Origin of the sequence: Acinetobacter colistiniresistens (assembly GCF_000413935.1) — a bacterium.
Lineage (GTDB): Bacteria > Pseudomonadota > Gammaproteobacteria > Pseudomonadales > Moraxellaceae > Acinetobacter > Acinetobacter colistiniresistens.
The window spans coordinates 262,942-277,447 of sequence record NZ_KE340383.1; the positions used below are offsets into that span (position 1 = coordinate 262,942).

15 protein-coding genes and 1 pseudogene are annotated in these 14,506 nt (G+C 43.7%); 6 read left to right on the plus strand and 10 right to left on the minus strand.

Features of this window, described 5'->3' with window-relative positions; all coding sequences use genetic code 11:
* Positions 1 to 23: 23 nt before the first annotated feature.
* Together lptG and lptF are read right to left on the minus strand one after the other, a co-directional pair.
* On the minus strand, positions 24 to 1,094 hold the full coding sequence (gene lptG, locus F907_RS01280; RefSeq protein WP_016653276.1) for an LPS export ABC transporter permease LptG: 1,071 nt from the start codon (positions 1,092 to 1,094) through the stop codon (positions 24 to 26).
* The gene (gene lptF, locus F907_RS01275) at positions 1,094 to 2,194 is read right to left on the minus strand and encodes an LPS export ABC transporter permease LptF (RefSeq protein ID WP_016653277.1); all 1,101 of its coding nucleotides are present in this window, start codon (positions 2,192 to 2,194) and stop codon (positions 1,094 to 1,096) included. Before lptF ends, lptG begins: the two co-directional genes overlap by 1 nt.
* Positions 2,195 to 2,348: 154 nt before the next feature.
* On the opposite strand from lptF, the gene F907_RS01270 reads away from it, so the two are divergent.
* Genes F907_RS01270 through blhA form a run of 3 tightly spaced genes read left to right on the plus strand, consistent with a single transcriptional unit; the run spans position 2,349 to position 4,870 of the window.
* Complete coding sequence (locus tag F907_RS01270; RefSeq protein ID WP_016653278.1) at positions 2,349 to 3,797, plus strand: leucyl aminopeptidase; 1,449 nt, start codon at positions 2,349 to 2,351, stop codon at positions 3,795 to 3,797.
* A gap of 3 nt (positions 3,798 to 3,800) precedes the next feature.
* Positions 3,801 to 4,208, plus strand: a complete 408-nt coding sequence (locus F907_RS01265) for a DNA polymerase III subunit chi (protein WP_016653279.1) — start codon at positions 3,801 to 3,803, stop codon at positions 4,206 to 4,208.
* 35 nt (positions 4,209 to 4,243) lie between these two features.
* On the plus strand, positions 4,244 to 4,870 hold the full coding sequence (blhA, locus tag F907_RS01260) for a cell division protein BlhA (protein ID WP_016653280.1): 627 nt from the start codon (positions 4,244 to 4,246) through the stop codon (positions 4,868 to 4,870).
* A 43-nt stretch (positions 4,871 to 4,913) separates the two neighbouring features.
* Here the strand turns inward: blhA and F907_RS01255 are convergent, their stop codons facing one another.
* The 7 genes from F907_RS01255 to glnK all read right to left on the minus strand — a co-directional run bounded on the left by F907_RS01255 (position 4,914) and on the right by glnK (position 11,771).
* Positions 4,914 to 5,573 carry a riboflavin synthase gene (locus F907_RS01255; protein ID WP_005240240.1) on the minus strand — a complete coding sequence of 220 codons (660 nt, stop codon included), beginning with the start codon at positions 5,571 to 5,573 and terminating at the stop codon, positions 4,914 to 4,916.
* Positions 5,574 to 5,725: 152 nt separating this feature from the next.
* A complete protein-coding gene (locus F907_RS01250; protein WP_005278331.1) occupies positions 5,726 to 6,565 on the minus strand; it encodes an MIP/aquaporin family protein in 840 nt (279 codons plus the stop codon).
* Between the two features lie 398 nt (positions 6,566 to 6,963).
* On the minus strand, positions 6,964 to 8,256 hold the full coding sequence (locus F907_RS01245; RefSeq protein WP_004656375.1) for a DNA adenine methylase: 1,293 nt from the start codon (positions 8,254 to 8,256) through the stop codon (positions 6,964 to 6,966).
* Positions 8,253 to 9,353 carry a bifunctional diaminohydroxyphosphoribosylaminopyrimidine deaminase/5-amino-6-(5-phosphoribosylamino)uracil reductase RibD gene (gene ribD / locus F907_RS01240; RefSeq protein ID WP_016653281.1) on the minus strand — a complete coding sequence of 367 codons (1,101 nt, stop codon included), beginning with the start codon at positions 9,351 to 9,353 and terminating at the stop codon, positions 8,253 to 8,255. Before ribD ends, F907_RS01245 begins: the two co-directional genes overlap by 4 nt.
* A 12-nt stretch (positions 9,354 to 9,365) precedes the next feature.
* The gene (gene nrdR / locus F907_RS01235) at positions 9,366 to 9,830 is read right to left on the minus strand and encodes a transcriptional regulator NrdR (protein WP_004656377.1); all 465 of its coding nucleotides are present in this window, start codon (positions 9,828 to 9,830) and stop codon (positions 9,366 to 9,368) included.
* A gap of 125 nt (positions 9,831 to 9,955) precedes the next feature.
* A complete protein-coding gene (locus F907_RS01230) occupies positions 9,956 to 11,365 on the minus strand; it encodes an ammonium transporter (RefSeq protein ID WP_016653282.1) in 1,410 nt (469 codons plus the stop codon).
* A gap of 67 nt (positions 11,366 to 11,432) precedes the next feature.
* Complete coding sequence (gene glnK, locus F907_RS01225; protein WP_004656379.1) at positions 11,433 to 11,771, minus strand: P-II family nitrogen regulator; 339 nt, start codon at positions 11,769 to 11,771, stop codon at positions 11,433 to 11,435.
* Positions 11,772 to 12,046: 275 nt separating this feature from the next.
* Here glnK and F907_RS01220 point away from each other — a divergent pair, with 275 nt between their 5' ends.
* Both F907_RS01220 and F907_RS01215 read left to right on the plus strand, forming a co-directional pair.
* Positions 12,047 to 12,274, plus strand: coding sequence for an accessory factor UbiK family protein (locus tag F907_RS01220; protein ID WP_005278325.1), 228 nt, complete (start codon positions 12,047 to 12,049; stop codon positions 12,272 to 12,274).
* Positions 12,275 to 12,342: 68 nt separating this feature from the next.
* Positions 12,343 to 13,188, plus strand: a pseudogene (locus F907_RS01215) (YifB family Mg chelatase-like AAA ATPase); the annotation flags it as partial.
* A 100-nt stretch (positions 13,189 to 13,288) separates the two neighbouring features.
* Here F907_RS01215 and F907_RS01210 read toward each other — a convergent pair.
* Positions 13,289 to 13,567 carry a hypothetical protein gene (locus F907_RS01210; RefSeq protein WP_000993734.1) on the minus strand — a complete coding sequence of 93 codons (279 nt, stop codon included), beginning with the start codon at positions 13,565 to 13,567 and terminating at the stop codon, positions 13,289 to 13,291.
* 141 nt (positions 13,568 to 13,708) lie between these two features.
* Between F907_RS01210 and F907_RS01205 the strand changes: the two genes are divergently transcribed.
* Complete coding sequence (locus F907_RS01205; RefSeq protein WP_001209420.1) at positions 13,709 to 14,413, plus strand: metallophosphoesterase; 705 nt, start codon at positions 13,709 to 13,711, stop codon at positions 14,411 to 14,413.
* Positions 14,414 to 14,506 lie beyond the last annotated feature (93 nt).

Here is a 14,506-nt window from a genome sequence, read left to right on the forward strand (position 1 = left end):
ATCATAGAACCTGTCCATCAAGATTAGCGTGCCCGATAGAGCAGATAGCTACCAATCATAAAGATCAGCACTACAGGCAATAGCACAAACCATGCTGGAGATGGCGCATAAACCAGACTGGCATAGCCCAAGAAATCTTGTAAATAGAAGAAACCCAATCCAGTAAATAACGCAATCACCAAACGGAAACCCATCGACTGTTGGCGCAACGGGCCAAAAATAAAGGAGCAGGCAATCAAGACCAGTGTAATTAAAGAAAACGGTGCGGTGATTTTCTGCCAAAAAGCCAATTCATAGGTCTTTGGCACCTGACTATATTCTTCCATGTAACGCATGAAGCTAATCAATTGGCTAGGAGATAAATCCTCTGGATCTAATGTCACCATATGCACATATTTCGGCTGTAAGGCCAAACCAAGTGATTGCTGTTCATGATCCGTTTTAATGGCATCACCTTGCGCCAATAAATCGATTTGATGGGACTGCGATAACACCCACTCCCCATCTTTAAGAAACTGTCCCTTTTCTGCGCTCACAAAAGATTGCAAGCGATAGTTCTGGTCAAAATCGATGGTTTGAATATTACGCAACTGGCCATGTGAATTGGCATAATCAATATAAATAAAGCGTTGCCCCTCACGTGACCAATAGCCTTTTACTTCTCCCAGAGCAGCGACACTGCGTTGTTTCTTAATACTTTGTGCCTGTTCATTGGTATAGGGAATGACCCACTCGCTCAAGACAAAAGACAGGACGATTAACAGTAATGCTGAGCGCATCACCCAGCCAACAATCCGCCATAAACTAATGCCGACCGAACGCATCACAATCAATTCACTATTCGATGCAAGTGCCCCCAGCCCCAGAACCGAACCGATTAATGCCGCAACAGGCAGAATTTCATACAGATAATGAGGTGCGCCCCACATCACATACAGGAACGCTTGCCAAGCATTATAATTCGGTTTTAGCGAGCCCAACTCACCCAGATAGGTAAATAAAACTTGTAAGAAAGATAGTACCAACGTGGTTCCCAACATTGCGAGAACGGTGGTTTTTGTCACATGTTTGGCGACTATTCGACGTGCTAACATTACAACCCCACTCGCTGAATACTTTTCTTAAGTTTTGGTGCCAATTTCTGTTTACGCGCAAAAATTGCTGCAGCAATGGCATAAACTAAAAGAACAACAGGATAAGCCCAAAGATCTAATTCTTCTTTACTGATTCGGGTTTTAATCGCAATCATTAACACAATTAAGCTGGCGAAGATAAAAATCGCAGGAATCAGACGATAATAACGCCCTTGACGCGGACTCACCTCTGACAGCGCGACTGCAAGCATCAAACCGACAATAATAATAAAGGGACCAAAGATCCGCCAACCCAGTTCGCTACGTACCACCGAATCATCGCGTTGCTGCCATAATTTAGAAATCGGCAATGCTTCCACATCATCACTTTCAAATTTTACATCTTTATCACTTTCCAGACGTAAACGGTACGACTGGAACTCAGCTTGAGTATAGCGTGGCTGGTTTGGATAGATCTCGTAACGGCGCCCTTGCACCAAATCCACAACATTCGCCGTGTCATTGGCAACTTCGACACGGGTCGCCTCTTTGGCCAGAATCATCACATCTGGTTTGTCTTCTTGCTTGGCTTTTTGGTAGAAGAAAATATCTTTAAGATTCTTACGGTCTTCGGACAGCGAACCTGCATAAATGGTATATGGCCCCGAAGAAATAAACTCTTTGGGTCTCACCAAATCAAAACCCGTTCGGACAGCCTGCGTGCTGGTCAGCTTTTCAAACTCTCTTAAGCCCCATGGTCCCATCCAAATCATCAGGCTGGTTTGTACCACCAGATACACCAGTGTCATAGGTAACAATAACCGAGCCAATTGATTACGACTTACACCGCTGCCATTTAAAACCGCCATCTCATGGTCAACATAAAGACGACCAAATACCAGCATCAATGCAATGAAGAAGCCCAAAGGAAGAATTAACGTCAAAAACTCAGGCAGGCGGTAGCCAATAATGCTAAATAAAATCCCTGCATCTAAGCGGCCTTGAGCCGCAACGCCAAAATACTTGATTAAACGACCACCCATCATAATCAAGGTTAATAAACCAATGACCACGAGAGATGTCGAAACCACTTGTTTGACGAGATAACGCCGAATAATCAAAGTAATACTTCCAAAAAGACCAATTGAAGGTAACGCTAGTTTACCCGAATGTTAAAAATATAAAACCTATCGCTTGTTGCGGATTGCAACCTCATATCCGAAAGTGTTTAATGGACTTCTCTTTCTTTTTTGCTCACCAGGTTCTATACAAACAATGAAATTTACACTTCAAAACGCATTCCCAGCTCAGGCGTCTAGCGAATCTTTGTGGATTTTGGTTGATTCAGAACAATTACAACAGAACTTAAATACTTATCAAATCAATCATCTAGAAGAAACACTCAACGCAACGCAGTTCAAGGCAGGGTTTAACGAAAACTTGCCCCTGATTGCAAATATTGCCGTTCAAGCCAATGCACAACTCCTAGGTCTTGGAAAAAGTACTGAGTTGAAAGCGACAAAATTAGCAAAACTTGCACAAAGCATTATCAAATCATCACAAAATAAATTTAAACAAATTAGTGTTGATCTATCTGCCCTCCCGACAGATTTACATTCTCTATTTGTACTCAGTCTGACCCAAGCGGCTTATGGCTATGACGAATTCAAATCGAAAAAGAATGAATTTACTCTAGACACCATTCACCTGATTGCCAATCAAACAACTTTGGATGATGCGCAGTTAAATCTGCTGCAAGCAGTTCAATCGGGTCAAAGCTATGCCCGTGATTTAGGCAACCGCCCGGGCAATATCTGTTTCCCTGAATATTTGGCCGATCAAGCGCTTGCCCTTGCTGCACAATATCCAGACTTGTTAAAAGTGACTGTGTTGGATGAACAGCAAATGGCGGATTTGGGCATGTATGCTTTCCTTGCGGTCAGCAAAGGTTCAGATCGTCCAGGTCGTATTGTCACACTGGAATACAATGCCCAAATTGAGCAGGCTCCTGTCGTACTTGTGGGTAAAGGCGTGACTTTCGATACTGGTGGTATTTCATTAAAACCTGGCTTAGGCATGGATGAAATGAAGTTTGATATGTGTGGTGCTGCCTCTGTATTGGGTACCATGCAAGCGCTTTGTGAAGCTCGACTGCCGATTCATGTGGTCGGAGCAATTGCAGCTGCTGAAAATATGCCTTCAGGCCATGCCACTCGTCCGGGTGATATTGTGACCAGTATGAGCGGTCAAACCATTGAAATCCTCAACACTGATGCCGAAGGTCGTTTGGTGCTGTGTGATACCTTAACCTACATTAAACGCTTTAATCCTGCGTTGGTGATTGATATCGCGACACTGACAGGCGCTTGCGTGGTTGCGCTTGGGAAAGTCGTCAGCGGCTTATTCACACCCGATGATGAACTGGCGCAAGCGTTGCAACACGCAGGTGAACAGTCACTGGACCGTGTATGGCGTATGCCAGTGATGGAAGAGTATCAAGAATTACTCGACTCGCCTTTTGCTGATATTGCCAATATTGGCGGACCTTATGGCGGTGCAATTACAGCGGCGTGTTTCTTAGAGCGTTTCACTCGTGATTATCGTTGGGCACATCTTGATGTCGCAGGAACAGCGTGGTTATCTGGAACAGCCAAAGGTGCAACGGGTCGCCCAGTACCGCTATTGATGCAATTTTTAGCTAATCGTGTTGCAACGAAAAACTAAAAGATGGCGCAAATCAGCTTTTATCTCTTTGAAAACAGTGCAGAACGGCAAGTCGAAAGTGCTTGCCGTTTATGTCGGAAGATTCTAAATCAGCACCCCCAGATTTGGTGGTATTGCACAGATGCAGATTTACAAACTGAACTGGATGAACTGCTTTGGCGCTTTGATCCAGTCAGTTTCATTCCACACGGTATCGATCAAGTGACGAGTCCCGTCTGTATTTCAGCAGAACTCCCCCCGTCCAGTGATTGGATCGTGTTTAATTTTAACAATCATGCACTTGAACAAACTCAAGATTTTCGCCACATTATCGAGATTATTGAAAATAATGAAGCTGCGAAACAAATCGGGCGGGAAAAATTTAAAATGTATCGTCGTTTAGGCATTGAACCTCGAACATTTAAATTATAAATCGACAACCAAGAACATCATTTAAGGAGTGTCTTGTGGCATTAAATGTAGGTCAGGACTTTAAAAAACGTTGGTTAAATGCACCTGAGGCTGTTCGTCAGACCTATCAGGACGATTTAGCACGTATCTGTGATCTATTATTACCACAAACGTCGATTCAAAATTGGACTCAACACGAAGAAACAGCTCAACAACGTTCTCAGCAACATATTGATCAGGCCTATGCAGACCTTAAAGCAGAACTGATTGAACAAGCACGTATTCGCAAACAACAGGCTTTGGAAAAAGCTTTAGCTGAAAAACGCGCAGCTGAAGCAGCTTATGCTGCGCAACTGCAAGCCGATGAAGCACGCCAGTTTGAACAGCAGACTGAGAACCTCGTTGCACTACGTGGACACATCGATCAGGAAATTGCTCAACAGACTGAACGCTATCAAACCAATCCAGAACAGCCAAGTGTGGATTATGCACATGGCCAAACTGTCACGATTGACGATCAGCAAATTCTATCTGAGCTAGAAAGTGTCCGTGTGCGACTCGAGCTCGAAGCCGAAGCTTTGATTGAGCAAGCAGTGACGGTATTCCGATCCAAACTGCATGCTCTGGCGCAAGATGAAATTGAGTATGTCCTGAAGAATAGTGACTTTTCGGACGAAAAATAATAAAAAGGCCCTGTTTAAACAGGGCTTTTTTATAGATAAATTTTTATTTTAAGAAACCATTTTCAGCCAGGAATGCCATACTGATATTCGACTCAGTTTTTTGCTCTGCGGCCTTATCACCCAACAATAAACGCTCAATATAACGCGCCAATACATCCACTTCCAAATTGACTTTGCTGCCGACTTGCCAGGTACCAATATTGGTACGCTCAGCAGTGTGTGGAATTAAATTCAAACTCAGAATATTGCCACGCAGATGGTTAATGGTCAGACTAATCCCATCGACCGTGACTGAGCCTTTTTCTGCCAAGTATTTGGCTAACTCAACCGGAGCCGTCACTTCAAAATAGAGTGAACGTGCATCATGACGAACCAAGCTAATTTCACCTAGGCCATCGACATGACCACTGACAATATGTCCACCAAATCGTGTGGTGGGCAGCATCGCTTTTTCGACATTGACCGCTTGGCCGACTTTCCATTGACCCAGTGTAGTCCGGTTTAAACTCTCACGCGAAACATCAGCCGCATACCAGTTCTCGCCCCATTCAATCACGGTCAGGCAGATTCCATTGGTCGCAATCGAGTCCCCCAAATGTACATCAGACATATCCAAATCAGTTTGAATACGCAAACGGACATCACCACCTACACTTTGTAGGCTCTCAACCTTACCTAAACTTTCAATAATGCCTGTAAACATGGGAGTTTCAACCTATCTTTATTGCAGTATGTAGCACTGTAAAGAAGATACCTTAAAGCAAAGAACCCGAGATAACAAGGCATGTGCAGTGCAAACACAGGCAAATAAAAAGGGCCATCACCTGATCGCCCTTCTCATGATTCATCTGGTCTTTATTGCATTTCAGACACTTGCTTTTCAGCAGATGATTGTGGTTCTGCTTTTTGATGGACAAGGAAATGACTAAAGAATAGTTTATAGCCTAACACACCTAAACAAGCCCCCACGATTGGTGCAATGATTGGAACGATAAAATAAGGAATATCACGACCACCAGTAAATGCGACAGGTCCCCAACCGGTGAAATAAGCCACAATTTTCGGACCAAAATCACGTGCAGGATTCATGGCAAAGCCCGTGAGTGGACCAAAAGAAGCGCCAATCACTGCCACCAGCAAACCCACCAAGATCGGCGCCAAAGCACCACGCGGCAAGCCATTACTGTCATCGCCAATCGCCATAATCAACCAGAGCAGTAACATGGTGATAAACATTTCCACCATAAAAGCCTGCCCGATCGAGAGCAAATGATGTGGATAGGTCGAGAAAATTCCCGCCAGTTCCAGACTTTCGACACTGCCACGCACCATATGGTGAGTCTGCTCATAATCCACAAAGAGATTGCTATACAAGCTATAAACCAACAGCGCACCCACAGCTGCACCTGCCACCTGTGAAATAATATAAAACGGCACCTTGCGCTTATCAAAGCCAGCAAACAATGCCAATGCGATGGTCACCGCAGGGTTAAGATGAGCTCCCGAAATACCAGCAGATAAATAGACCGCCAATGCTACAGCCAAGCCCCACACAATGCTGATTTCCCACAGACCTAAACTTGCCCCGGCAAGTTTAAGTGCAGCCACCACACCAATACCAAATGATAAAAAAATTGCGGTAGCAAAAAATTCAGCTACACATTGCCCCAATAAGGTGGGTTCCGAGCGACTCATAACAACCTCTCTTGGTCATCGCTGCAAATAGGCAAGACCCTAAATTAAGCTCGGCAAACTATATTTATTTTCAAAACGGGTCAATATGATTTGGTAATTTTTTAAACGATTGATCAAAAAATTATGATCCAGAAACTAGATGATGAAGACTATAAAAAAGATTAAAAAATAAAACCTAAAGCTTTGTTTAAATTATTTATTTAAGATTTTTAAAATAAAAATATGCAGGTCAAAACAAATGATTAAGAACATATAAATCCACTAAAATTTGATGTATTTTTATTATAAAAACAAGCAGTTATCTTATAAACCGATTTATTTTATCTAATTATCCGATGCTGGCTTGAAATTGGATACAAAAACACCACTTTGTCATCCAAAGTGGTGTTCGACTTCACTTACCAAAGTGCTAGCTGAGTACTATTGCCAGTGGTATCCACCCCGCCTAGTTCAGCAAAGTGATATAACTGACCCAGCAACTGTCGCAACGGCGGACCTGATTTGGCATGAGTATCGGTAATCACAATAAACTCAAGTACGCGTGCGCGATCCGATTGACGTTGTTTACTTACACGATACCGCGGAACATCTTGTGTTAGCAGAGTCACTTTGCCGCGTTTTAAATTGGCGGTGAGCAAGTCTTTCGGTTCGATATTTCCATCAGTCGAATAGCTGGTCAAAATATAGCGGGCATTAATGGTTTCCAATAACTTTTCATACGCCTCTTTGGCATATTTTGACGAGTTATAAGGACTTGGACGCTCTTTACGCCATGCGCGATCAATCCCGCTCTTAAAGCCTTTGGTATCGGGTGAAGGTAAATCCACCTGATCCCATAAGGTCAGCGCATTGAGGACATGGTAATTACTGCTATAGGCATGTTGGTTATATGGCGGATCGAGATAGGCCACATCGACCTCAAAACCACTCATCTGATTGGCGAGATGCTGTGCATCTACACACCACATTTCTGCGGCAGGCCGTTTAGGGTCACCAATTTCACAAAAACGACTCGGTGTCAGCCACAAGAGTGATTCAATCCGCTCTAAAGCCGTTTGGGTACGTCCACCCCAGCCCTGATGGAAACTTTTAAAGACACCGCTGGTATTGCTGACAAAACTTGCCGAATACAACAGCGGCGCCAATAACGCACTCATTTCCACATCATTGATGGCACCTTGGGCTTGCCATGTTGCAATCTGCTGGCGAATCGCATCAATACGCATGCCGTTACGGCGTTTGAAGAACAAACGGTCACGAGCAGGGTCATAGACATCATCATTACGCGGACACAAGTTATGTGTGACCCAACCTTTGACCTCAGGCAAACGGTTCAGATAATCAATGGCTTTTTGATAGCCACCCAGTTCTTTAAAAGCAGGTGCATCTACACAAGCTAAAATGGCATGATTCAATGCGTGGCTATAGGGTTCCCAGTCATTGGCAATCACACGATAACCATTCTGACGTGCCAAACGCGAGACAACGCCACTCCCCGCAAAGAAATCCGCAAAAATCGGTGGATTCTTTTTCTTGCTGTTCAGTGTGCCTGTAATCTCGAGTGCCTCTAAAATGAGATGAAGCAGTCGACGCTTATTGCCCAGATAAGGCACTAACTGATGAAAAAGATATTCGTCTGTCGTACGTGCGGCATGACGACGTTTGTGATAAACCGATGGTTCTGGATTCATATCATCTCTTGGATAGGGAGCAATCTTAGGCGAATGTCTTGCCCAAGTTGGGTTACATCAACCAATTCAAAACGCAGCTGCTCTGCCATTTTGCTAAATTCAGCATTGAACATTGCCCGGGCAGATTGACCAAGCAAAGTGGGTGCAACATAACTGATCATTTCATCAACCAGCCCTTGCTGCAGAAAGGCAGTCGATAAGGTTGCACCAGCCTCAACCAATACATCATAAATTTGATAGTGTTGGGCCAAGGTCTGCAATAATTGATTTAAAGGCTGTACTGACAATTGTATCACGCCTAAATCTGCAAGTTCTTGACGAAATGGTGTCATCACCATGACAGTTTCAGGATTTTGTAAAATCTTGGCTGAAAGCGGGAGCCGTCCTTGACGATCAAGCACAATACGTTTGGGCTGAACCACCGTGCTCAGATCTATCCCGTCTAATGCACGTACATTCAGTTCACAATCATCGGCCAAAACAGTTTGAATCCCCGTCATCACCGCGCCTGAAATAGCACGCCAGTGCTGTACATCTTGACGTGCTGCCGTGCCTGTAATCCACTTTGACTCACCCGAAGCCATCGCAGTACGACCATCAAGACTGGAAGCGATTTTTAAACGCACATAGGGCAAACCTGTAGACATGGCTTTTAAAAAGCCCAAATTGAGCGTTTTCGCAGTTTCTGCACACACGCCCGTTTCAACCTCTATGCCTGCCGCTTGTAATATTTGAACGCCCTTGCCTGCAACCAACGGATTTGGGTCTGAACACGCCACTACCACTTTTTTCACTTGGGCTTTGACTAATGCCTCGGCACATGGTGGCGTTCGGCCATAGTGTGCACATGGCTCCAAGGTGACATACGCCGTTGCACCTTTGGCATTGTCACCCGCTTGGCGCAAAGCAAAAACTTCAGCGTGAGGTTGGCCTGCTTTAGGATGATAGCCCTCGCCAATCAACTGACCCTCTTTCACAATAACGCAGCCGACATTCGGGTTTGGCTTGGTCGAGTATTGACCCCGTCGCGCCAAAGCAATGGCCTGTTGCATCCAGTGCTGATGTTCAGATAAGTGTTCTTGGGTTAACTCAGACATAGTCTCTCTAATTTAAGCTTCATTTTCACGTTGTTGCATTTGCTCAATCTGATGGCGAAATGCTTCTACATCTTGGAAATCTTGATAGACAGAGGCAAAGCGAACATAAGCAACATGGTCTAGGGCAAACAAAGCCTGCATGACAATTTCACCAATGGTTCTTGATTTTACATCACGCTCGCCCAGACGACGAATCTGTGATTGAATATCGCTGAGTACCGTTTCAATTTGCTCTTGCGTGACTGGACGTTTTTGTAAGGCATGCATAAGGGAGCGACGTAGCTTGGCCTCATCAAAAGGCTCATTTTTACCGTCGGATTTGATCACACGCGGCATCACCACATCATAACTTTCAAAGGTGGTAAAACGCTCTCCACAAATGACACACTCACGACGACGACGAATCTGGCAGCCTTCGGCAGCCAAACGCGAGTCTATGACTTTACTATCAGCGGCGTTACAAAATGGACAATGCATAGTTGCGTGATTATTTACTCTCTTTGCTTAAGTGTAGCAAAGTTTCTGCAATTGCAGAACCAGTACCCTAAAAGCATAAAAAAACAGCCCGATGGGGCTGTTTTTTAAATCGCATGTTGTGCCGATTATTCGATACGTTCGCCATGTTGGCTCAGGTCAAGACCCATACGCTCATCATCTGCGCTGACACGAATACCAATCACCAAATCGATCACTTTTAGGATGATAAAGGTCACAATTGCACTATACGCGATGGTTGCCAATACACCTTCAACTTGCACCCACAATTGCCCCATAAAGGTTGGTGCAAGTGCTACATTCGCCGCTTTGATAATTTCATCGCTATAAAAGATACCGGTCAGAATCGCACCCACAATCCCCCCCACTGCATGTAACCCAAATGCATCCAAGGCATCATCGGCTTTAAGTAGGCGTTTCAATGCAGTAATACCCCAGAAGCACACCACGCCACCGATGAGACCCATGATTAACGCACCGCCAACACCGACGAAACCCGCAGCAGGCGTAATCACAACCAATCCCGCCACCGCACCAGACGCACCACCCAGTACCGATGCTTTGCCACGAATCAGACGTTCGACAATGAGCCAAGAGAATGCAGCAGCGGCAGCAGCAACTTGAGTCACTAAAATGGCCATACTTGCACGTGCACCCGCACCTAAAGCACTACCCCCGTTAAAGCCGAACCAACCGACCCAAATCAAGCTCGCACCGATCACAGTTAAAGTCAGGTTATGTGGTGCCATCGATTCACGGCCAAGACCCGTACGTTTACCTAACATATAAGCAGCAACCAAACCTGCCACACCGGCGTTGATATGGACAACAGTACCACCCGCAAAGTCTAATGCACCTGCTTTGAATAACCAGCCATCAGCAGCCCAGACCCAGTGTGTGATGGGTGCATACACCAAAATCACCCAAACTGCGATAAATGCCATGAATGCTGAATATTTCATACGATCAGCAATCGAACCACTAATAATCGCAACGGTAATAATGGCGAAGGTCATTTGGAAAATAACAAATAAACTTTCAGGAATGGTGCCATTCAGCGCATCAAAGGCCACGCCATTCAGCATTGCCTTGCCCAAGTCGCCAATGTATGCGCCTGAACCAGAGAATGCCAATGAGTAACCGGCAATCACCCAGATTAAACTTACTAGAATCGCAGCAGAGAGGCTGAACATCATGGTACTGAGTACGTTTTTCTTACGAACCATACCACCATAGAACAGCGCCAAACCAGGAATCGTCATCAACAGAACCAATGCTGTTGAAACAAGAACCCACGCTGTATCGCCTGTATCCAGTTTTGCTGTCGCAGCAGGTGCTGGTGTTACCTCGACAGGGGCTGCCGCAGCTGTTGTAGCAATTTCTGATGGTGCAGCCGTTGTATCAGCTGCTACCGTGTGTTCAACCGCAGGGCTAGATACCGCGTCTTCTGCCCAAACTGCCGCCGAACCACCTAAGAGTGCGCCAGATAGACTGAGCGCCATAAGCATTTTTTTCATTCGTGTCCCCCAACCTGATTTCGCGAGCTATTTCTATTCTTTCTAACTCAGCAAAGTTTGTGCCAATTTAGACAGCATCTGGCCCAGTCTCACCCGTACGAATACGGATCACTTGTTCTAAATTGGTGACAAAGATTTTTCCATCACCAATTTTGCCTGTGCTTGCGACACGAGTAATCGACTCAATGACCGCGTCCACCATCTCATCGCTAATTGCTATTTCAATCTTTACTTTCGGTAAGAAATCAACCACATACTCTGCACCACGATACAGTTCTGTGTGACCCTTTTGACGTCCGAAACCTTTGACTTCAGTTACGGTAATCCCTTGAACACCAATTTCAGAGAGTGCTTCACGCACATCATCCAATTTGAATGGTTTTACAATTGCAGTTACAAGCTTCATGTTTGTTTTCCTTCGGCTTATTTCACCAGTAAGGTTTTATGTTCAATTTTCATGCCAATATTTAAAGGTTGGGGGGGATTCAAATATTGGGCACAAGCTTTCTTTATAACCTATTTAGCCTTGAAGATGTAGATAGTGCATCGAAAATAAGTTTCATTTACGCCTGTTTCACTGGATTGATAAGTCACTCAAGCATCTGGCCCGAACTGTGCTAGAGGATTAGCAGAAGCAGTGATACACTGGGCAGCAAATATACATAACCGATTGAGCACTTTATGATTGAGACTCTTTTACAGGCAATTTTGCAACAAGTTGATCAACCTAAAAAAGATTTAGAAAAGAACTTACGTGCGCTATTGAATGAAAGCATCGAAAAATTGGACCTTGTCTCGAAGCAAGAACTGGATCGCCAAAGGAATGCCTTGAATACTGCGAATCAGCGTCTTGCTGAACTTCAACAGCAGATGAAAATACTGGAAGAGGTTATTCAGCATAAAAAATAGCACCAACTTGGTGCATATCGCACTGAAAAATGATTAAAAATAAAGCACTATAATGGAACAATAATAAGATGTCTTTTGCCAAGATTTATACAAGAGGCCTATTGGGGCTACATGCCCCACAAATCGAAGTTGAAGTACATATCAGCGCAGGCTTGCCTTCTTTAACGATTGTCGGCCTGCCTGAAGCCGCAGTGCGTGAAAGTAAAGATCGTGTCCGCTCCGCCATTATTAATAGCGGTTTTCAGTTTCCAACCAAACGTTTAACCATCAATTTAGCACCTGCAGATTTACCCAAAGATGGTTCCCGACTCGACTTACCCATTGCACTCGGTATCTTGATTGCATCAGGTCAACTCCCTGAACAGAGTACTGAGGGCTTTGAATTTATTGGTGAACTGGCACTGGATGGACATTTACGCCCAATCTCAGGGGCTTTAACCATTGCGATGGCCTGCCAACAAGCACAACATCGCTTACTACTGCCGACGGCAAATTTGGATGAAGCCAATCAGCTTCCAGAATTTGAAGTCTATGCAGCCGGTCATCTACAAGAGGTTTGTGCACATTTTTCGGGCAATTCCCAGATTCAAGCTGCACCACAAAGAACAACCGCAGCTGCCTCCTACTATCAATTTGATCTGGCCGATGTTAAAGGTCAACTTCGCCCACGTCGTGCCTTGGAAATTGCAGCGGCTGGTGGACATTCATTACTGTTTAAAGGACCACCGGGGACAGGGAAAACCTTGCTGGCATCACGACTGCCCTCTATATTGCCTCCGCTCAATGCACGTGAGAATCTTGAAGTCGCCAGTATTTACTCCGTCGCCAATGCACAACATACTTTTGGTCAACGGCCTTTCCGAGCACCGCACCATACTGCATCTGCCATTGCATTGGTCGGTGGTGGCTGTCATTTCCAAAGAACTATGCGACATTACAAACAACTATGCGACAAATAATCTGATAAGTAAGAAGAAAATAGATCCTAACTAAATAAGGTAGTTATAAATATTTTTAATGTTGCTTGAATTGACCATCCTGAATAAGATCATCTAATTCATCTTCAAAGTCCTCTAACTTATGTTTTAATGACTTTATTGAATGGATCAATCTTGTATTTTGTGGATGCCTTGGATTCTTTAATTTGTGATAAATTTCTAACAATTCAGATCGTTGAGAATTAAGTCTATCAATTTGAGCTTCAAGCGCCACTCTCGGTGTCCATTTAGCAAGGAGCTCTTGTTCATATTTATTTAATTCCTGATCTGACATCACTTCTAATTGTGCATTCATTTAGCTGTGTTCCATTACTTACATTCGTTTATTTTAGAATAAAACCCCACATAAAGATCAAATGTCCAATTAAAAGGAGAATCAATCTATTCAAACTCCCCCTGTTTGATGAAGACTTTGATATTAAACAATTGGATAATTATGAGAGAAGTAGATTTAGGTTCTAACTTAGTAGAGTTCTATACAAAACCTATTCGAGGTCGGCTTTTTGTAGTTGGTGACCTACATGGTTGCTATACATTACTTATGAATAAGTTAGAAGAACTAGAATTTAACTTTCAGCAGGATTTATTGGTCTCCGTTGGAGATTTGGTTGATCGCGGCCAAGAAAATCTTGAATGCCTAAGTCTTATTAATGAGCCCTGGTTTAAAGCAATCCGTGGCAATCATGAACAGATGTGTATTGAAGCAACTTTTGATAATGAAATGAAAGAAATGCATGCTTATCATGGTGGAGACTGGTTATATAAGCTACCTACTGTTCAACAACAAATTGTTGTTGAACAGTGTCTCAATTTACCGATCATTCTTGAAATTCATCATAATAATAAAGTTTATGGTTTTGTGCATGCAGATATACATATCAATGACTGGGATAATTTCAAACAAGAGGTTCTTAAAAATAACTACTTCATTGAAGGTGAACAATCTGCCATGCAAATTGCATTATGGCATAGAGGACGTGTCCGTTTTAGTACATACAATCCTATCTATAAGACTGTAACGGGAGTTGATGAAATTTATTTCGGCCATACTGTAGTCAAGGAACCTGTTAAGCATCAGAATTGTTTTTTTATCGATACTGGTGCTGTTTTTGGGGGACCTTTAACCATTCTTGAACTATAAGAGATCTATGTTAGGTTTCATATTTTAGTATCTTGACGTAAACATACTTCTTTCAGGAAATTTACATGTTAAAATGTAAAAACCAAAACACTA